This window comes from Curtobacterium sp. MCBD17_032 (assembly GCF_003234855.1).
GTDB lineage: Bacteria > Actinomycetota > Actinomycetes > Actinomycetales > Microbacteriaceae > Curtobacterium.
Genome location: NZ_QKTO01000001.1, coordinates 539,883 through 559,519, shown reverse-complemented (window position 1 = coordinate 559,519; position 19,637 = coordinate 539,883). Strand labels below are relative to the sequence as shown.

Here is a 19,637-nt window from a genome sequence, read left to right as displayed (position 1 = left end):
GTCAGCCGAGGCCCAGGAGGCCCAGGTAGCTGTCCCAGATCGGCGTGCCGAAGGCGATCCCGAGCCACGCTCCGACGAGCATCGACGGCCCGAAGGGGATCCCGCCCCGCCAGCGCGCTCGGCCGACGACGAGGAGGACGATCGCGACCGTACCGCCGACCAGGAAGGCGCCGAAAGCTCCCACTGCGAGGGGTCCCCATCCGAGGTACGCGAGCACCATGCCGAGGACGACGGCCAGCTTGACGTCGCCGAGCCCCATGCCGCCGGGTACCGCGACCGCCAGCACGAGGTACGCACCGCCGAGGACGACGGCGCCGAGCAGCCCCCGCAGGAAGGGAGCAGGATCACCGGCCACCGTCGATGCCGCGGCGAGGAGCACGAGCACGACGACGGCGGTCGGGTACACGATCGCGTTCGGGAGGGTGTGGGTGTCGAGGTCGATGAGGGCCAGGGCGACGCTCACCGCCATGAGGACGAGGAGTCCGACGGCCACCAGCACGCCGGCAGACACCTCGCGGCCACCGCCGGCCAGGGTCGGCACCGTCAGTCCGGCGACGGCGGCGAACAGGAGGCCCGTGGCGAGTTCGACCGCCGGGTACCGGACCGGGATGGGTGCGTCGCAGTCACGGCACCGGCCGCGGAGGGCGATCCAGGAGAGGACCGGGACGTTGTCGCGGCGGCGGATGCCGTGCCCGCACTGCGGACATGCGCTCGCGGGCACGACGACCGACCGGCCGGCCGGTACCCGGTACACGACGACGTTGAGGAACGACCCGACGACGAGCCCGAGCACGGCGCACAGCGGCACGAGGACGGGGGCGAGTTCCGCCCCGGCGGTCATCGGCAGCCTCCACCGGCGTCGGTCGCGCACGATCCGGACGCCGTGTACGCGGACTGCACCTCGACCTGCGTGGTGACGCCGTACGAGGTCGAGACGGGCTGCAGGAACTTCGGCGGTGCCGTGGTGAGGAGGCGCTGGTCGTAGACGTAGTTCTTCACGAAGCCCGTCGTCCCGAGCGTCGCGACCGCACCGCGCCAGTTCTGCGCGATGGAACCGACGACCTTGAGCGTGCCGAGCTGCGGTCCGATGTCGTAGTTCTGGTTCCAGAACGTGCCGGCGTTGCTGGCGATCGCGGCGCTGATGGTGAGCTTCGCACCCCGGCTGCGGTCGAGGAGGCCCACGCCGCCGTCCGTGCACCGCGTGTAGTCGACGCCGTTGCGCGTGGAGGGGTAGGCCGTGCACTCGGCCGGGTTGTAGATCTCGACGGCGTTCTGGCCGACCAGCCCGAGGATGTCCTTCGTCGGGTCGCCGTAGGTGATGTCCCCGGTGACCCATACCTTGCCGGAGGCGGCCATCGTCATCGCTCCGGAGAAGCCACCGCTGACGAACAGGTCCCCGGCACGGCAGGAGTAGGTGTCCGAGACGGATCCGGTCCGGAAGTCGTTCGACCTACCGGTGTTGATCCACTCGCCTGCGGCCGGGAACCCCTGGCCGTTGCTGTACGGCTGGTTCGCCTTCGTCGTGGCCTTGCCGTTCGTCACCGTGACCGCGGTCGAGCAGTACGTGTTCGAGTACTTCGAGGGGACCGTGCCGGCCGCCCACGTGTTGTCGTTGTTCGACGCCGACGGCACGTCCTGCACGTACATGAGGTTCGCGGGCAGGGTCGGGATGGTCGCACCCGCGGCGCTCTGGAGGGCGTCGATCGAGCCGCACAGCGACGCTGCCTTGGCGAGGTCGTCGCTCGCGGTCACCGCCCCGCTCGAACTGCTCACCTTGATCTGGGTCGCCTTCGACCACGGCGACCACACGGTCATCTTCCCGTTCCCCAGGAACGACACCCGGGTGGGCCCGGTGTACAGGCAGCCGGGGCGCGGCACCGTCGCGGGGATGTCCGTCCGCGTCTCCTGCGACATGTTCGAGTTCAGCGCCGGCAGCCCGAGGTACGGCACGGTCGAGGCCGGGCCGCCCTTGAACTGCCCGCTGCACCCACCGCCGGCCGAGCGGACCGTGAGGTCGTGCTGCTCGACCGCGCTGAGGAACGTCGTGGCACACGCTGCCGTGAAGACGTCGTTCGTGCGGATCGGCCCGTCCAGGACGTCGTTGGGGGCGAACTGCACGGCCTGGCACTTCCCACCCACGCTGGTCTGCCACTGGTAGGCGGTGACGCAGGACGACCCGGTGAGGGCGGGGTTGGAGGACTCGTAGTTCGTGAAGTAGAGGTAGTTGATGAACCCGTCGCCCTTGAGGTTCGCGACCAGGGACCGCACGCTCCCGCCGGACTTGCCGGTCACCCGCACGCGGAGGACACCCTTGCCCGAGTACTCCGAGTTGTCCACCTCGTACCGGAAGAACTGGTCGGTCGAGCCGACCACCGACGCCCACTTCGATCCGCTGCTCGTGAAGGCGACGTTGCCGTCATCGCCGGTGAACGTCGACGGCGGGATGGTCTTCTTGCTGAACTGCGCATCGGAGTTCCCGTAGAGCGCGTAGCCGTTGTCGTTCGACAGCTTGGCCTGGTAGTCCGCGAGGCCGGCGTAGGCGGCTGCCATCGCGTTCTGGAAGTTGCGGTCGGACGCCGACTTCACCGCGCCGGAGGTCGAGACGGCGATCATCGTCGCGACGAGCAGCATCATCACGGTCCCGAAGATGAGCACGTTCGCCAGCACCACGCCGCGTTCGTCGTCGTGGGCGCGCCGGAGCGCGTCCGTCACCCGGCGCATCACGGCGTCACCGTCGCTGCAGTCCCGTAGGCGACGTTGAAGAGGTACAGGGTGTTCTGCACGTGGGTGTTCGCTGCCTTCCCGGCCGTGGTCGAACCGAGCTCGAGGTTCACGCGTACGGCGCGGATCGTCCCGAGCGACGCCGTCGGCACGATGCCCGACACCGGCGTCGCGATCGCCTTGTTGCCGACTCCGAGGTAGGTGAAGAGCGCGTCGCCGTCGCCGGTCGGGGACGCGACCGGTCCACCGATGACGATGCTGCGGTTCGGCGTCTGGGTGGGCGCGGGGAACGAGTAGAAGCCCTTCGTCTCGGTGCCGTCCCACTGGTCGAGCACGATCCGCTTGGCTGCGTTGAGCGAGTACCGGACGAGCACGGGCTCGTCCGTGCTGTTCCCGTCGAGGTTGATGAACGCGGTGAAGGTGAGGCGCGTCGGCGTGGCCTCGACGACGGCCGGGGCGGACGAGCCGTCGACCTTCGGCAGCAGACTCGCGGCGTGCACGTAGCGCGTGACCGAGTTCATGACACTCGACGCCACGCGGGAGTTCTGGTCCGACGACGAGTTGGTCGCCCCCGCACGCAGCGTCGCGATGAAGAAGCCGCCGATCGCCACGATGATGATCGACGCGATGCTCATCGACACCAGGAGTTCGCTGAGGGTGACGCCCGCCTGGTCACGGTGCAGCCGACGCACGAGACGCATCATCGGACCTGCCCCCGGGGGTCGAGCGTGACGGTGTTGTCGTAGTCGATGACGAGCAGTGCGGTCTTCCGGTTCACCGACCCGGGCGTGACGGGCGTGACGTTCTTCGGGTCAGAGGCGATCTCGTTCTTCGCCGTGTCGCCGAAGGACTTCCCGGAGCTGATGGTCCACGTGCCGAACGGCAGCGCGAGGGTGACCGAGTCGGACTCTGCGACCGGGAACCGCATGGTCATCCCGGCGGCACAACCGGGGTCGCCCGGACCGGGGTTCGCCGACGACACGGCGGTGATGTACCGCCCCTTCACACCCTTCACCGTGAGCACGCCCGTCATGACCTGCGCCTCGGTGGCGCCCCCGGCCGGTGCCGGGACCAGGGCCGGGGTGACCCCGACCGCGCCGGCCGCATCCGGGACGGTCCAGGACGCGGGGTTCGGACTCAGGCAGTTCTTCGTCCGGTCGAGACTGTTCGAGTACGGTCCGGCGATGACCGTGTAGCCCGACGTGAACGGGAAGACCGGGACGGTCGGGCTCGGGTTCGTCGTCGAGGTGATCCGCACGGTCGAGCTCGTCGTGTCCCACGGCGTCACGGTGTCCAAGCCCCCGGACGGACTCGACAGGACCGTGACCATGTTCGCGGGGACCGTGGCGTTGTAGGTCTTCGCGTACTGGAACGCCATCGTGCTGGCCTGGTCGTAGACGAAGGGGACCGGTGCACTGGCACCGGCGGTCACGGAGATCGGGGACTGCGACGAGGGTTGCTTCTGCTCGGTGTCGATCCCGCCGGGGACGTTCGCGGTGACCGTGTAGTCGCCCTGCGCGACGTTGACGGCGTACGAGCAGCCCTGCGCGTCGGTCGGCAGGGGGGCCTTCGCGAGCGCGGAACCGGCACCACCGCGGACCGGCGCGACGCTGATCGTCACGCCCGGGTACGGAGCGCCGGAGGCGTCGACGACCGAGATGATGATCGTGCCGTACCCGGGGTCCGTCACGGCGTCGCTCGGAGCGATCGCGGAGGCCATCGAGGTCGAGCTCATCCCGCCGCGGGGGTTCGGCCACGACACCGTCTCGACGACGCTCTTGTACGCGAGCTTCCCGGTCGACGTGCCGCATGCGCCACTGGCACCGTCGCTCTGGACCCACGAGACCTTCCGGTCGACCTGGTAGGTCAGGCCACCGACCGTCGTGGTGTTGTCCTCGCCGCGGGCACTGACGACGTCGAAGATGCCGGTGGTCGACCCGGCGGCGGTCTGCCGCAGCATGTCGATGTCCTCCGACGCCAGCGCCACGGCGGTCTCCCGCCCGCGGCTCGTCTGGGTGAGCTGGAGGGTGTTCGCGATGCCGTAGGCGATGCCGACCGACATGACGGCGAAGACCATCATGGCGACCATGACCTCGATGATGCTCGAGCCGGATTCCCGGGCCGTCGGGTCGGACGGGCGTAGGACGCGCTGTAGTCGCTGGATCATGGTCACCTCCCTCGTACATCGATCAGTTCAGTGCGCGAAAGGGCGGTTCGTCGCCAGACGAACCGCCCCCGCAGTACCTGCACGTCAGCAGGAAGCGACTTCCGTCGCCGCAGTCGAGTCAGTGATCTTGAAGTGCTTGTTCGTCGAACCAGTGCCGCAGACGGAGAACGTCACGCCGGTCGCGGCCGGGCTGTAGATGAAGGTCGTTTCGGAGCTCTTCGTCCAGCCGTACGGCGTCATGGTGGCGGAGTCAGCGAACTCAGTGCCCGTCGGCAGCTTGCCGTTCTTGTCCGTCTGGAACGCGATGACCGCGGTCTTCGCGTTCGCCAGGTCGGACTTGACCGAAGCGTCCTTCGCGTTGTTCTGGACGTTGAGGTACACCGGGATCGCGATCGCGGCGAGGATGCCGATGATGATCACGACGACCAGGAGCTCGATCAGGGTGAAGCCCTTCTCGTTCTCGTTGAGGAGACCCTTGCGGCGAGCGTCAAGCTTGCCCATGAGACGGAAGTACATGGTTTTCCTTCACTGGGGAAATGATGGGGTGAGTGGTTCCGGCTTGTGCTCGTCGCCGTGCATCAGCGTATTCGAGGCAATTCCGTGTCGTAATCCCGAGAACGGGGGTCACCGCGGGATCGAAACACCCCCAGAAACGGGGGCAGGAATGCGCGTTCCACCCCCGTCCGGGGTTGGTCTTGCTTTCCGGACACTCAGTACGGGGCGCTCAGTGGACGAGCGAGGTGATCTGGAAGATCGGCAGGTACAGGGCGATGATCATGCCGCCCACGACGACACCCAGGAACGCGATGAGCAACGGCTCGATGAGCGCGGTCAGCGATTCCGTGGTCGATTCCACCTCGGAGTCGTAGAAGACAGCGATCTTCTCGAGCATGACCTCGAGCGAACCGGCGTCCTCACCGACGGCGACCATCTGCGCGACCATCGACGGGAAGACCTTCTCCTTCGCCAGCGGCTCGGCGATCGATTCGCCTTTCCGGACACTTTCGGAAACGCGGTCGAGTGCTTTCTGCACGACGAAGTTGTTCGACACTTCGCCGACGATATTCAGGGCCTGGAGAATGGGGACGCCGGCGCCGATCATGTTCGAGAAATTGCGCGCGAACCGCGCGATGACGATCTTCTTCGTCAATGCGCCGAAGATCGGCAGACGCAACAGGATCGGGTCACGGAATGCTCGGAACCGGTCGGTGTTCTTGTTCGCCCGGTACCACAACCACGCGACCACGATCCCGACGGCGAGCACGGGAGCGCCCCAGCGCATGGCGTGCGAGAGCTGCACGAGGATCATCGTCGGCAGGGGCAACTGCCCGCCGAGCGAGGAGAACATGTCCTGGAAGATCGGCACGATGAACACGAGCATGATCACGACGGACGCCAGCGACATGCAGAGCACCACGACCGGGTAGGTCATCGCGGACTTGATCGTCGACCGGAGCTTGTGCTCCTTCTCGAAGTTCGTCGCGATCGAGTCCATCGCCTGGTCGAGGAAGCCGCCGGTCTCCCCCGCTCGGATCATGTTGATCATCAGCGGCGGGAAGTCCACCGGGTACTTGCCCACGGCGTCGGAGAACGACACACCCTGCTCGACCTCGTCGCGCACCTTGCCGAGGATGTCCTTGAGCTTCTTGCTCTCGGTCTGGTCGGCCAGGATCGTGAGCGCCCGGAGCAGTGACAGCCCCGACGACAGCATGGTCGAGGCCTGCCGCGACATGATCGCCAGGTCCTTGAGGCCGACGCCCTTCTCGAACCCCGGGATCTTGATCTCGGTCTGCAGTCCGGTGCCGGCCTTGGCCTCGGTGATGGCGATCGGCGAGACGCCCATGCCGCGGAGCCGCTGGACGACGGCGCCCTCGGACGCGGCGTCGACCCGGCCCTTGACGAGCTTGCCGGAGCCGTCCCGGCCGCGGTAGTCGAACGCGAGGGACATCAGTAGCCTCCGGAGAACTTGTCGCCGAAGTCGATCCCACTCGCGGCGATGGCGTCGGCGGACGCGTCGGACGGGGATTCGACGCGCTGCACCAGCCGGTCGAAACCCTCGAGGTCGTGGACCTTCTCGAGCGCCGCCTTGCGGGTGATGGTGCCCACGTTGACCAGCTCGGCCAGGTCCTGGTCCATGGTGTGCATGCCCGCGTCCCGCCCCGCCTGCATGGCCGACGTGATCTGGTACGTCTTGCCCTCGCGGATGAGGTTGCCGATGGCGGGGGTGGTCTTCATGATCTCGGTCGACACGATGCGCCCGGTGCCGTTCGCCTTCGGGACGAGGGTCTGGCAGACGACGCCCTCGAGCGTCGCCGCGAGCTGGGTGCGGATCTGCCCCTGCTGGTGCGGCGGGAAGACGTCGATGACGCGGTCGATCGTGCCGGGGGCGCTCTGCGTGTGCAGGGTCGCGAAGACGAGGTGGCCGGTCTCGGCGGCGGTCAGCGCGACCGAGATGGTCTCGAGGTCGCGGAGCTCGCCGATGAGGATGACGTCGGGGTCCTGGCGGAGGACGTGCTTGAGCGCGCGGGCGAACGAGTGCGTGTCCGCGCCGACCTCCCGCTGGTTGATGATCGCCTTCTTGTGCTCGTGCATGAACTCGATCGGGTCCTCGACCGTGACGATGTGGTCGGCACGGGTCTCGTTGACGAGGTCGATGAGCGCGGCGAGGGTCGTCGACTTGCCGGAACCGGTCGGACCCGTCACGAGGACGAGCCCGCGGGACAGCTTGGCGAACTCGCCGACGTGCTCGGGGATGCCGAGCTGCCTGAGCGTCTTGATCTTGGTGGGGATGATGCGGAAGGCCGCTCCCCAGTTGCCGCGCTGCTGGTAGAAGTTCACGCGGAAGCGGTACTCAGGCGACAGCGAGTACGCGAAGTCGAGTTCCTGCTCCTGGTCGAACTGCGCCGCCTGGTCGCCCGACAGGAGTGTCTTGAGCGCGGCGATGACCTTGTTGCGGGCCCACGGGCCTCCCGGCACGGCGGGTCGGAGTGACCCGTCGACCCGCACGGTGGGCGGGGCGTCCGCGGTCACGTGCAGGTCGGATGCACCCTGGTAGACGACCTGCGCGAGCGCGGTGATGAGGTCGGAGTCGGCCACCTCGCGCGCGTGGCGGGTGAAGTTGATCTCGGGGCTGCCGGTCGGTGTGACCACCTGGGCCGGCGCGTGCGGCGCGACGCTCGGGAGGCTCGCGGCGGCGGGCGCCACCGGGATCCGCTCGGTCGCCTGGTACGGGTCGTACCCGTAGCTGGCGGTCGACGGCGGGACGGCGGCCGGCGGCGTCGCCGGCACGGCCTGCGGCTGGGCGACGGGCACCGCGACGGGCTGCCCGACGGGTGCGGACCAGGCGGCGAGGTCGTCACCGAGGTCGTAGACGGGCGCGGCCGGCGCCGGGACCGGGCCGCCTGGTGCGGGCGGGTACGAGGTCGGTGCCGTCTGCCCGGCCTGGGCGAGGCGCGCGGCTCGACGCCCGCCGACCTCGACCCCGGGCGTGCCGGGCGTGCCGGGGTGCCAACCGGCCACGGGCTCGTCGCTGGCGGGGGTCACGTCGTAGACGGACTCGGTCATCTGCTCGTCCTCCAGGCCTACGCGACCACGCGCAGGATCTCGTCGACGCTCGTGAGTCCGAGCTTGACCTTCTCCCACCCGTCCATCCGGAGGGTGAGCATGCCCTGCTGCTGGGCGACGCGGCTGATCTCCGCGCTCGAGGCGCGGGCGACGGCGAGCCGTTCGATCTCCTCGGTGACGGTCATCACCTCGTGGAGCGCGATGCGCCCGCGGTACCCGGTGTTCGAGCACACCGAGCAACCGAGCGGCGCGAAGAACTCCGGGATCGCGGCGGTCGGGGCGTCGAGGAACCCGAGGGCGTGCAACTGCTCGGCCTCGTACACGGCGGGCACCTTGCAGCGGTCGCAGAGCTTGCGTGCCAGACGCTGTGCGACGACGCAGTCGAGGGCCGACCCGACGAGGAACGGTTCGATGTCCATCTCGGTGAGCCGGGTGACGGCCGAGGGCGCGTCGTTCGTGTGCAGCGTGGAGAGCACGAGGTGACCGGTGAGCGACGCCTCGATCGCGATCTGGGCGGTCTCGTGGTCACGGATCTCACCGAGCAGCACGACGTCGGGGTCGGACCGGAGGATGCTGCGCAGGGCTGACGCGAAGGTCAGACCGGCCTTCGGGTTGACCTGCACCTGGTTGACCCCCGCCATGCGGTACTCGACCGGGTCCTCGACGGTGATGACGTTGATCTCGGGCCGGGCGACCGCGTTGAGCGTCGTGTACAGCGTGGTCGACTTGCCGGACCCGGTCGGTCCGGTCACCAGGATCATGCCGTACGGCTTCGAGTACGACTTCTGGTACGCCGCCGCGTTCCGGTCGAGCAGGTTGAGGTCCTTGAGGGTCAACGACGTGTTCGTGTTGTCGAGGATCCGCATGACGACCTTCTCGCCCCACACGGTCGGCAGGGTCGCCACACGCAGGTCGATCTGGCGACCGCCGTGGCGGACCGACATGCGGCCGTCCTGCGGCTTCCGCCGCTCGGCGATGTCGATGTCGCTCATGATCTTGAGCCGGCTGATGACGCCGTTCTGGATGTTCTTCGGCGCCGGGCTCATCTCGTGCAGCACGCCGTCGATGCGGTAGCGGACCCGCACCTCGTGCTCGCCGGGCTCGATGTGGATGTCGGACGCGTGGTCCTGGATCGCCTGGGACACGAGCAGGTTCACGAAGCGGACGATCGGCACGTCGTCGAGGGACCCGTCCCCGATGTCGGCCTGCTGCTCGTGCGTGCGTGCGGCCTCTTCCTCGAGCGAGGAGGTGAGGTCGTTCAGTTCGTCGTCGGCGCGCAGGTAGCGGTCGAACGCGGCGAGCAGGTCCCGCTCGTCGACCTGCAGCGGCTTGATCGGTCGGCCGGAGGCGGCGCGGGCGTCGTCGATCGCGAGGACGTTGGCCGGGTTGACCATCGCGAGCACGAGGGTCTCCCCCTCGAACCCGATGCCGAGGACCGAGTGCCGGCGGCAGAGCGGGGCGGGCAGCACCGAGACCGCCGTACCGTCGACCGGGTAGTCGGTCAGCGGGACGGTCTTCGAGTTGTGTGACGCGGCGCGCGCGGTGATGTACTGCGCCTCGCTCACGACGCCCTGTTCGACCAGGGAACGGATCGCTTGCTCGTCGACGTCCTCGTGGCCGGTCATGGCGTCGAGGTACTCGATGGGGAGCGCACCGTTGAGGATGAGGATCTCGGACAGGGTTGCCATGAGCCCTGTACCTCCTTGCTGCCGGGCGCGCCGAAGCGGCGTGGGTCGATGGGCGTCGCCAGGGGTACGACGCTCGACAACGCTACGTCCGGGCCCGCTCGTGGAGCAGTCCCAGAAGGAGGGGGCGGAGCAGTCGTCGCTGGACCCAGAACAGGGGTACCGGCGGGTATCGAGGTGAGCGTGCGGGCGCATGACCGACAGCATCCGTCCCACGGCGCGCGTCCAGCGTCCGGACGGCGCGACCTGTGGACGGCCGGGCCGCGGGGGTCGCCTGTGGAGCAGCGGCAGGTGAGCCCTCGACGCACCCGGTGTGCACGGACCACAATGAGCCATGGACATCACGAGCGTGACCGTGGGCTTGCCCGTCACCGACCTGGAGGCCTCCTGCCTCTGGTACGGCGCGGTGTTCGAACGACTCGAGCCGGACCTGGAACCGACCGAGGGGATCGCCGAGTACGAGGTCGGTGGCATCTGGATCCAGCTCGTCGAGGACCCCGACGCCGACGAGAACCCGGCGACGGTCCGCTTCGGTGTCGACGACGTGGCCGCCCAGCACGCCCGGATCGCCGCCCTCGGCATCGACGTCGGACCGGTCGAGTGCGTCGACGGGGCCGTCGACTGGTTCGACGTCCGCGACCCCGACGGCAACGTCCTCAGCCTCTACTCGCTCGCCGACGAGCGCGGGCGCGGCACCGGCGACCGCGACAGCGGCGCCGATCGCTCCGTCTAGGTCCCCGGACACCGGACCGGGAGGCCCGTGGCGGGGCCGCACCGAGCCTCCCGTCCGGCTCCTGCCCCGGAACGCGGGAAGGGCCCCGCATCCTGACGGATGCGGGGCCCTTCCCGGTGCTCACTGGGTTCAGTTGTACGTCCCCGGCGTGAAGTCGTCCGACGAGAAGCTGTCGAAGTCGACGAAGCTCAGGTCGGCGTCCGAGAACGACGAGTCGTCCGCGAAGATGCGGTTCGGGTACCGCTCCGCCTTCGCCTCCTCCGTCGCGTTCACGTCCACGTCGCGGTACCGGCTGAGGCCCGTCCCGGCGGGGATGAGCTTGCCGATGATGACGTTCTCCTTGAGGCCGACGAGCTGGTCCTGCTTGCCCTCCATGGCCGCCTGCGTCAGGACGCGGGTGGTCTCCTGGAAGGACGCGGCGGACAGCCACGACTCGGTCGCGAGGGACGCCTTCGTGATGCCCATGACCTCCTGGCGAGCCGAGGCGGTCTTGCGACCCTCCTGCAGCGCCGCCCGGTTGATCGCGTTGTAGCGCGACCGGTCGACGAGCTCACCCGGCAGCAGGTCGGTGTCGGCGTGGTCGACGACGGTGACCTTGCGGAGCATCTGGCGGACGATGACCTCGATGTGCTTGTCGTGGATCGGCACACCCTGCGAGCCGTACACGTCCTGCACACCGTTGACCAGGTGCTTCTGGACCTCGCGGACACCCTTGACCCGGAGGACTTCCTTCGGGTCGACGGTGCCGGCGATGAACTGCTCGCCGAGCTCGACGTGCTGCCCGTCCTCGATGAGGAGGGTCGCACGCTTGAGCACCGGGTAGATGAACGGCTCGTCGCCGTTGTCCGGCGTGAGGATGATCCGACGACCCTTGTCCGTGTCCTCGATCGTGGCGCGGCCGGGGGCCTCGGCGATCGGGGACGCGCCCTTCGGGGTGCGGGCCTCGAAGAGCTCGGTCACGCGGGGCAGACCCTGCGTGATGTCGTCGGCCGAGGCCGAACCACCCGTGTGGAAGGTACGCATCGTCAGCTGGGTACCGGGCTCACCGATGGACTGGGCGGCGATGATGCCGACCGCCTCACCGATGTCGACCAGGTTGCCCGTGGCGAGCGAGCGGCCGTAGCACTGCGCGCAGACACCGACGGCTGACTCGCAGGTCAGGACCGAGCGCACCTTGATGCTCTCGACACCGGCAGCGAGCAGCTTGTCGAGGAGGACGTCACCGACGTCCTCGCCGGCCTCGGCCACCACGGTGCCCGAGGCGTCGACGGCCTCGGTCGCGAGGGTGCGCGAGTAGACGGTGTTCTCGACGCGCGGGTCGCGGACGAGCCCGCCGTCCGCACCGACCGTCGCGATCGGCAGCTCGAGGCCACGGGTCGTCCCGCAGTCGTCCTCACGGATGATGACGTCCTGCGACACGTCGACGAGACGACGGGTCAGGTAGCCCGAGTCAGCGGTACGGAGTGCCGTGTCCGCCAGACCCTTGCGAGCACCGTGCGTGGCGATGAAGTACTCCGCCACGGTCAGGCCCTCGCGGTACGAGTTGATGATCGGGCGGGCGATGATCTCGCCCTTCGGGTTGTTCACCAGACCACGCATACCGGCGATGTTGCGCACCTGCAGCCAGTTACCACGAGCACCGGACGACACCATGCGGTTGATGGTGTTGTCGACCGGGAAGTTGTCGCGCATCTCCTGCGCGATCTCGTTCGTGGCCTCGGTCCAGATCTTGATCAGGTCGGCGCGACGCTCGGAGTCGGTGATCAGACCCTTGTCGAACTCGCCCTGCACCTTGGCGGCCTGGACCTCGTAGCCCGCGATGATCTCCTTCTTGCGAGGAGGCGTCACGACGTCCGACAGGGCGACGGTCACACCGGAGCGGGTGCCCCAGTAGAAGCCGGCGTCCTTGATCCGGTCGAGCGCAGCGGCCGTCTCGGTCTTGGAGTAGCGCTCGGCGAGGTCGTTGACGATCGCGGAGAGCGTGCCCTTGTCGGTGACCCGCTGCACGAACGGGTAGTCCGCCGGCAGGGTCTCGTTGAAGAGCGCACGGCCCAGGGTGGTCTCGAGGAGGATCGGCTGACCGACCTCGTAGCCCTCCGGCGCCTCACCCTCGGCGAAGTGGACACCCGTCATGCGGATCTTCACCATCGCGTTGAGGTGCAGCGTGTTCTGGTCCTTCGCGAGGATGGCCTCGGCGACGGAGGAGAACGCACGGCCCTCACCCACGGCGCCCTCGCGGACGGTCGTCAGGTGGTGCAGACCGATGATCATGTCCTGCGCGGGCAGGGTCACCGGACGACCGTCGGACGGCTTGAGGATGTTGTTCGAGGCGAGCATCAGGATGCGGGCCTCGGCCTGGGCCTCCACCGACAGCGGCAGGTGCACGGCCATCTGGTCGCCGTCGAAGTCCGCGTTGAACGCAGCACAGACCAGCGGGTGGAGCTGGATGGCCTTGCCCTCGACGAGCTGCGGCTCGAACGCCTGGATACCGAGACGGTGCAGCGTGGGCGCACGGTTCAGCAGCACGGGGCGCTCGCGGATGATCTCCTCGAGCACGTCCCACACCTGGGCACGCGAACGCTCGACCATGCGCTTGGCCGACTTGATGTTCTGCGCGTGCGACAGGTCGATCAGGCGCTTGATGACGAACGGCTTGAACAGCTCGAGCGCCATCTGCTTGGGCAGACCGCACTGGTGGAGCTTGAGCTGCGGGCCGACGATGATGACCGAACGGCCCGAGTAGTCGACGCGCTTGCCGAGCAGGTTCTGGCGGAAACGACCCTGCTTGCCCTTGAGCATGTCGCTCAGGGACTTCAGGGCGCGGTTGCCGGTACCCGTGACCGGACGTCCACGACGACCGTTGTCGAACAGCGCGTCGACCGCTTCCTGCAGCATGCGCTTCTCGTTGTTCACGATGATCTCGGGGGCACCGAGGTCGAGCAGGCGGCGGAGACGGTTGTTGCGGTTGATCACACGACGGTAGAGGTCGTTGAGGTCCGACGTGGCGAAGCGGCCACCGTCGAGCTGCACCATCGGGCGGAGCTCCGGCGGGATGACCGGTACGACGTCGAGCACCATCGCGGCCGGCGAGTTCCCGGTGGCGAGGAAGGAGCTGACGACGCGCAGGCGCTTGATCGCGCGGATCTTCTTCTGGCCCTTGCCCTCGGCGATCTGCAGACGCAGCGCCTCGGCCTCGGCGGCCAGGTCGAAGGCCTCGAGCCGCAGCTTGATCGCCTCGGCGCCCATGTAGGCGTCGAAGTAGATCCCGAAGCGGTCCTGGAGCTCGTGGAAGACGGCGTCCTCGGGCTTGAGGTCGCCCACCTTGAGGTTGCGGAAGTCCTCCCACACGCGCTCGAGGCGGGTGATGTCCTCGTCGAAGGACTTGCGGACCTGGGACATCTCCTTCTCGGCGGTGTCCTTGGTCCGGCGCTTCACGTCGGCCTTGGCGCCCTCTTCCTCGAGCGCCGCGAGGTCGTCCTCGAGCTTCTTGAGGCGGTCGGCGATGATCGAGTCGCGCTGGTTCTCGAGGTTCTTGATCTCGAGGCGCATCTCGTTCTCGAGGCCGGGCATGTCGGCGTGACGGCCCTCCTCGTCGATGCTGATGATCATGTACGCCGCGAAGTAGATGACCTTCTCGAGGTCCTTCGGCGCCATGTCCAGCAGGTAGCCGAGGCGCGACGGGACGCCCTTGAAGTACCAGATGTGCGTGACGGGCGCGGCGAGCTCGATGTGGCCCATGCGCTCACGGCGGACCGAGGACTTGGTGACCTCGACGCCGCAGCGCTCGCAGACGATGCCCTTGAAGCGGACACGCTTGTACTTGCCACAGGCGCACTCCCAGTCGCGGGAGGGACCGAAGATCTGCTCGCCGAACAGACCGTCCTTCTCGGGCTTCAGGGTGCGGTAGTTGATGGTCTCCGGCTTCTTGACCTCGCCGTACGACCACTGGCGGATGTCCTCGGCGGTCGCGAGACCGATCCGAATGGCATCAAAGGAAGTTGCTTCGAGCAATGTTCTTCTCTCTTGCTGAGTTCGAAACGTGTTCGGTACGGGAGGGATCAGATGTCGTCGACGGACGACGACTCGAACCGCGAGGAGATGTTGATGCCGAGCTCTTCAGCGGCACGGAAGACCTCGTCGTCCGTGTCGCGGAGGCTGACCGCCTGGCCGTCCGCCGAGAGGACCTCGACGTTCAGGCAGAGCGACTGCATCTCCTTCATGAGGACCTTGAACGACTCCGGGATGCCGGGCTCCTGGATGTTCTCGCCCTTGACGATCGCCTCGTAGACCTTCACGCGGCCGAGGATGTCGTCGGACTTGATCGTCAGGAGCTCCTGGAGGGCGTACGCGGCACCGTATGCCTCGAGCGCCCACACCTCCATCTCACCGAAGCGCTGGCCACCGAACTGCGCCTTCCCACCCAGCGGCTGCTGCGTGATCATCGAGTACGGGCCGGTCGAACGGGCGTGGATCTTGTCGTCGACCAGGTGGTGCAGCTTCAGGATGTACATGTAGCCGACCGACACGGGCTCCGGGAACGGCTCGCCGGAGCGGCCGTCGAAGAGCTGCGCCTTGCCCGAGGAACCGATCAGGCGCTCGCCGTCACGGTTCGGGAGCGTGGAGTCGAGGAGGCCCTCGATCTCGCGCTCGTACGCACCGTCGAACACCGGGGTGGCGACCTTCGTGCCGGGGGCTGCACTGTGCGCGGCCTCGGGCAGGGCGGAGGCCCACTCCTGGATGCCCTCGACGTTCCAGCCCTGCTTCGCGAGCCACCCGAGGTGGATCTCGAGGACCTGGCCGAAGTTCATGCGGCCGGGGACGCCGAGCGGGTTGAGGACGATGTCGACCGGGGTGCCGTCCGCGAGGAACGGCATGTCCTCGACCGGCAGGATCGTCGAGATGACGCCCTTGTTGCCGTGGCGGCCGGCGAGCTTGTCACCCGCGGTGATCTTGCGCTTCTGGGCGATGTAGACGACCACGCGCTGGTTGACGCCCGAGCCGAGCTCGTCGTCGCCGTCCTGCGAGTCGAACACCTTGACGCCGATGATCGTGCCCTCTTCACCGTGGGGCACCTTGAGCGAGGTGTCGCGGACTTCGCGCGACTTCTCGTTGAAGATGGCACGGAGCAGGCGCTCCTCGGCGGACAGCTCGGTCTCGCCCTTCGGCGTGACCTTGCCGACCAGGATGTCGCCGGGGCGGACCTCGGCACCGATGCGGATGATGCCGCGCTCGTCGAGGTCGGCCAGGAGGTCCGGGCTGACGTTCGGCAGGTCGCGGGTGATCTCCTCCTTGCCGAGCTTGGTGTCGCGAGCGTCGACCTCGTACTCCTCGATGTGGATCGAGGAGAGCGTGTCGTCCTTCACGAGGTTCTGCGACAGGATCATCGCGTCCTCGTAGTTGTAGCCCTCCCACGGCATGAACGCGACGAGGAGGTTCTTGCCGAGCGCGAGCTCGCCGTTCTCCGTCGCGGGGCCGTCGGCGATCACCTCGCCCTGCTCCACACGCTCACCGGCGCTGACGATCACGCGGTGGTTGTAGCTCGTGCCCTGGTTCGAGCGGTCGAACTTGCGCAGGTAGTAGGTCTGCGTGCCGCCCTCGTCGAGCTGCAGGGTCACGGCGTCGGCCGAGACCTCGGAGACGACGCCCGCCTTGTCGGCGGTGACGACGTCACCGGCGTCGATGGCGGTGTAGCCCTCCATGCCGGTGCCGACGAGCGGCGACTCGGAGCGGAGGAGCGGCACGGCCTGGCGCTGCATGTTCGCACCCATGAGGGCGCGGTTCGCGTCGTCGTGCTCGAGGAACGGGATGAGCGAGGTCGCGACCGACACCATCTGGCGCGGCGAGACGTCCATGTAGTCGACCTCGTCCTTGCCGACGAGCTCGACCTCCCCGCCCTTCTTGCGGACGAGCACCTTGTCGTCCTGGAAGTGGAAGTCGTCGGTCAGCGGGGCGTTGGCCTGCGCGACGACGAAGTCGTCCTCTTCCGAAGCCGTGAGGTAGTCGATGGTCGTGGTGACCTGACCGTTCACGACGCGGCGGTACGGCGTCTCGATGAAGCCGAAGGAGTTGATCCGACCGAAGGACGCGAGCGAACCGATCAGGCCGATGTTCGGGCCTTCCGGGGTCTCGATCGGGCACATGCGGCCGTAGTGCGACGGGTGGACGTCGCGGACCTCGACGCCGGCGCGCTCACGGGACAGACCACCCGGGCCGAGGGCCGACAGACGCCGCTTGTGCGTCAGGCCCGCGAGCGGGTTGTTCTGGTCCATGAACTGCGACAGCTGCGAGGTGCCGAAGAACTCCTTGATCGCGGCGACGACGGGGCGCACGTTGATCAGGGTCTGCGGGGTGATCGCCTCGATGTCCTGCGTGGTCATGCGCTCGCGGACGACGCGCTCCATGCGGGACAGGCCCGTGCGGACCTGGTTCTGGATGAGCTCGCCGACCGCACGGATGCGACGGTTGCCGAAGTGGTCGATGTCGTCCACGTCGAGGCGGAGCTGGACCGGCTCACCGTCACGGACGCCGTCCATGGTGGTGCGCTCGGCGTGCAGCGACACGAGGTACTTGATCGTCGCGACGATGTCCTTGACGGTGAGCACCGAGTCGGACAGCGGGGCGTCGATGCCGAGCTTGCGGTCGAGCTTGTAGCGACCGACCTTGGCCAGGTCGTAGCGCTTCGGGTTGAAGTAGAAGTTGTCGAGGAGCGCACGCGCGGCCTCGGCGGCGACCTGCTCGCCCGGACGGAGCTTGCGGTAGATGTCCTTGAGCGCCTCTTCCTTCGTCAGGACGGCGTCCTTCTCGAGGGTCGACTCCATGGACGCGAAGCCCTGGAACTCCTCCATGATCTCTTCGCTCGTCAGGCCGAGGGCCTTGAGGAAGACGGTCACGGACTGCTTGCGCTTGCGGTCGATGCGCACGCCCACCTGGTCGCGCTTGTCGATCTCGAACTCGAGCCACGCACCGCGCGACGGGATGATGCGCGCGGAGTAGATGTCCTTGTCGGACGTCTTCTCCTGGGCGCGCTCGAAGTACACGCCCGGCGAGCGGACGAGCTGCGAGACGACGACACGCTCGGTGCCGTTGATGATGAACGTGCCGCGCTCGGTCATGAGCGGGAAGTCGCCCATGAAGACCGTCTGCGTCTTGATCTCACCCGTCATGTGGTTCATGAACTCGGCGTTGACGTACAGCGGAGCGGCGTAGGTCTTGCCGCGCTCCTTGCAGTCGTCGATCGAGTACTTCGGGTCCTCGAGCTCCGGGGACGTGAACGAGAGCTGCATGGTCTCGCCGAGGTCCTCGATCGGGGAGATCTCCTCGAAGATCTCCTCGAGCCCGGAGTGCAGCGCGAGGTCGGTACGACCCTGCTCCTGCCCTTCGGCGAGGCGGGCCTTCCACGCGTCGTTGCCGACGAGCCAGTCGAAGCTCTCCGTCTGGAGGGCGAGCAGATCAGGGACCGTGAGGGTGTCCGTGATCTTGGCGAACGAGAGTCGCGAGTGGTTGCGACCGTTCTTGGGGTTGGTGGATGCGTTGGGCGCAGCAGCCAAGGGTGTGACCTCCGGTAGGCCCCGTCGGGCCGACACTGACGAGCAGTGTGTAGGTGAGTGGATTGATCGCTCGGCGCAACCCGATGATCACGACACGAGTACGGTGAGGCTCCGGGTCCGGAGCCGCCTGTGGGATGATCGGTGAGCGGGCCCCGCCGCCATATACGGGACCGGCATCACCAGGCGTGTTCTGCGAAGCACCTGCTGAGAGGCGTCTTCGAGGAACTCGGTCGACCGCAATATGACGACACGGATGCCAGGGAGCGCGAACTGTCATCATAGGTCGGGGACGAGTGCGCTGTCCAGTCCTGGCTTGACCGAGATCGAGTCCGGCGTGTATAAGCCCCGCCCGAGCGGTCTCATTCCCCGGGCCGAGCCGCCTCGCCGTCGGTCGCGGTGTCGAGCGCACGCACCGCGTCGCACGGTCGGTCGCTCCGCACGAACGTCGTCCGCCCGGCGTCGTCGGTGATCTCGAGCCCGGGACCCGGGGTCAGCACGAGCGCCCGACGACGACGTCCGAGCCGGAGGCCGACCCCGCCGTAGGTGGTCGCGTCCGCCTCGGTCACCCGGACCCTCGCGATCCGCCGCCTCGCGATCCGACGGGGCGGGAGCGGCCGGAAGTGCAGCACGACGGCGTCCTCGGTGACGGTGAACCCCGCGCGGGCGGCGAGTGCGAGTGCGCCGACCGCGACGGCGACGAGCCCGGGGACGACGAGTGCCGACTCGGGCGCGTCCCCCGGCCAGGCGAGGACCGCTGCCGTGAGCGCGAGCCCGGCGGCCAGCACGACCCCGCCGACCACGCGCATCCAGACCGGTGCGGTCTGGCGGTCCTCGACGAGCGGCCGGGAGGCCCGTCCCGCCTCCGTCGCGCGGCGTGCGCGAGCGGACGCGCGCGGCGGGCGTCCGGTACGGACGGGGACGGAGAGGGTGTCGGTGGACATGGGTGGGCTCCTTCGGGCGCGGGCGCCCGGACGTGGTGCGGCGGTGCGGTGCGGACGGCGGCACGTCGACGAGGCCCGCGACGAGGGCGGGGCTCGTCGTCGGGCTGCGTCCGGAGCGGTCGGGAGCGGCGGCGGACGGGCTCCGGTGGGGACCGGGGCGGGCGTCGACGGCGTCGGGCCGACCGGGGCGACGGACACGACCGGGTGTCGTGGGTCACGTCGTTCGTCGCCCGAGGACACCGGGACGGTACGTCGTGCACCTCGGCGTCTCCTGACTGT

At 68.3% G+C, this 19,637-nt stretch carries 12 protein-coding genes; 1 reads left to right on the top strand and 11 read right to left on the bottom strand.

Translation table 11 applies throughout. The annotated features are described in order from the left end of the window. Nucleotide 1 precedes the first annotated feature (1 nt). From DEI91_RS02740 to DEI91_RS02705, 8 genes are all read right to left on the bottom strand, one after another. A complete protein-coding gene (locus DEI91_RS02740) occupies nucleotides 2-841 on the bottom strand; it encodes an A24 family peptidase (protein WP_111050800.1) in 840 nt (279 codons plus the stop codon). Beyond that, nucleotides 838-2,724, bottom strand: a complete 1,887-nt coding sequence (locus tag DEI91_RS02735) for a hypothetical protein (protein ID WP_146244179.1) — start codon at nucleotides 2,722-2,724, stop codon at nucleotides 838-840. The genes DEI91_RS02740 and DEI91_RS02735 overlap by 4 nt, the downstream gene beginning before the upstream one ends. Further along, entirely contained in the window at nucleotides 2,721-3,422 is a 702-nt protein-coding gene (locus tag DEI91_RS02730) for a prepilin-type N-terminal cleavage/methylation domain-containing protein (protein WP_220038025.1), read from the bottom strand. Before DEI91_RS02730 ends, DEI91_RS02735 begins: the two co-directional genes overlap by 4 nt. Then, nucleotides 3,422-4,888 (bottom strand): hypothetical protein, encoded by a 1,467-nt coding sequence (locus tag DEI91_RS02725; protein WP_146244178.1) that lies wholly within the window; start codon nucleotides 4,886-4,888, stop codon nucleotides 3,422-3,424. The genes DEI91_RS02730 and DEI91_RS02725 overlap by 1 nt, the downstream gene beginning before the upstream one ends. Nucleotides 4,889-4,972: 84 nt before the next feature. After that, the gene (locus tag DEI91_RS16815) at nucleotides 4,973-5,404 is read right to left on the bottom strand and encodes a prepilin-type N-terminal cleavage/methylation domain-containing protein (protein WP_309148037.1); all 432 of its coding nucleotides are present in this window, start codon (nucleotides 5,402-5,404) and stop codon (nucleotides 4,973-4,975) included. A 208-nt stretch (nucleotides 5,405-5,612) separates the two neighbouring features. Continuing rightward, on the bottom strand, nucleotides 5,613-6,836 hold the full coding sequence (locus tag DEI91_RS02715; RefSeq protein WP_181439440.1) for a type II secretion system F family protein: 1,224 nt from the start codon (nucleotides 6,834-6,836) through the stop codon (nucleotides 5,613-5,615). After that, nucleotides 6,836-8,452: a type IV pilus twitching motility protein PilT gene (locus DEI91_RS02710; protein WP_111050796.1), complete on the bottom strand. Its 1,617-nt coding sequence runs from the start codon at nucleotides 8,450-8,452 to the stop codon at nucleotides 6,836-6,838. Before DEI91_RS02710 ends, DEI91_RS02715 begins: the two co-directional genes overlap by 1 nt. A 17-nt stretch (nucleotides 8,453-8,469) precedes the next feature. Continuing rightward, a complete protein-coding gene (locus DEI91_RS02705; protein WP_111050795.1) occupies nucleotides 8,470-10,140 on the bottom strand; it encodes a GspE/PulE family protein in 1,671 nt (556 codons plus the stop codon). 331 nt (nucleotides 10,141-10,471) lie between these two features. Here DEI91_RS02705 and DEI91_RS02700 point away from each other — a divergent pair, with 331 nt between their 5' ends. Beyond that, nucleotides 10,472-10,870 carry a VOC family protein gene (locus DEI91_RS02700; protein WP_111050794.1) on the top strand — a complete coding sequence of 133 codons (399 nt, stop codon included), beginning with the start codon at nucleotides 10,472-10,474 and terminating at the stop codon, nucleotides 10,868-10,870. A gap of 129 nt (nucleotides 10,871-10,999) precedes the next feature. Here DEI91_RS02700 and DEI91_RS02695 read toward each other — a convergent pair whose 3' ends face one another. From DEI91_RS02695 to DEI91_RS02685, 3 genes are all read right to left on the bottom strand, one after another. Beyond that, nucleotides 11,000-14,881 (bottom strand): DNA-directed RNA polymerase subunit beta', encoded by a 3,882-nt coding sequence (locus DEI91_RS02695; RefSeq protein ID WP_110824268.1) that lies wholly within the window; start codon nucleotides 14,879-14,881, stop codon nucleotides 11,000-11,002. A gap of 47 nt (nucleotides 14,882-14,928) precedes the next feature. Next, nucleotides 14,929-18,417 carry a DNA-directed RNA polymerase subunit beta gene (rpoB, locus tag DEI91_RS02690; RefSeq protein ID WP_111050793.1) on the bottom strand — a complete coding sequence of 1,163 codons (3,489 nt, stop codon included), beginning with the start codon at nucleotides 18,415-18,417 and terminating at the stop codon, nucleotides 14,929-14,931. A gap of 359 nt (nucleotides 18,418-18,776) precedes the next feature. Next, nucleotides 18,777-19,358 carry a hypothetical protein gene (locus tag DEI91_RS02685; protein ID WP_111050792.1) on the bottom strand — a complete coding sequence of 194 codons (582 nt, stop codon included), beginning with the start codon at nucleotides 19,356-19,358 and terminating at the stop codon, nucleotides 18,777-18,779. Between the last annotated feature and the right edge of the window lie 279 nt (nucleotides 19,359-19,637).

Excerpts from the sequence above, each read along its gene's own strand:
- DEI91_RS02740 (WP_111050800.1), bottom strand. The coding sequence starts at position 841 with ATGACCGCCGGGGCGGAACTCGCCCCCGTCCTCGTGCCGCTGTGCGCC.
- DEI91_RS02730 (WP_220038025.1), bottom strand. The coding sequence starts at position 3,422 with ATGCGTCTCGTGCGTCGGCTGCACCGTGACCAGGCGGGCGTCACCCTC.
- DEI91_RS02725 (WP_146244178.1), bottom strand. The coding sequence starts at position 4,888 with ATGATCCAGCGACTACAGCGCGTCCTACGCCCGTCCGACCCGACGGCC.
- DEI91_RS16815 (WP_309148037.1), bottom strand. The coding sequence starts at position 5,404 with ATGTACTTCCGTCTCATGGGCAAGCTTGACGCTCGCCGCAAGGGTCTC.
- DEI91_RS02715 (WP_181439440.1), bottom strand. The coding sequence starts at position 6,836 with ATGTCCCTCGCGTTCGACTACCGCGGCCGGGACGGCTCCGGCAAGCTC.
- DEI91_RS02710 (WP_111050796.1), bottom strand. The coding sequence starts at position 8,452 with ATGACCGAGTCCGTCTACGACGTGACCCCCGCCAGCGACGAGCCCGTG.
- DEI91_RS02705 (WP_111050795.1), bottom strand. The coding sequence starts at position 10,140 with ATGGCAACCCTGTCCGAGATCCTCATCCTCAACGGTGCGCTCCCCATC.
- DEI91_RS02700 (WP_111050794.1), top strand. The coding sequence starts at position 10,472 with ATGGACATCACGAGCGTGACCGTGGGCTTGCCCGTCACCGACCTGGAG.
- DEI91_RS02685 (WP_111050792.1), bottom strand. The coding sequence starts at position 19,358 with ATGTCCACCGACACCCTCTCCGTCCCCGTCCGTACCGGACGCCCGCCG.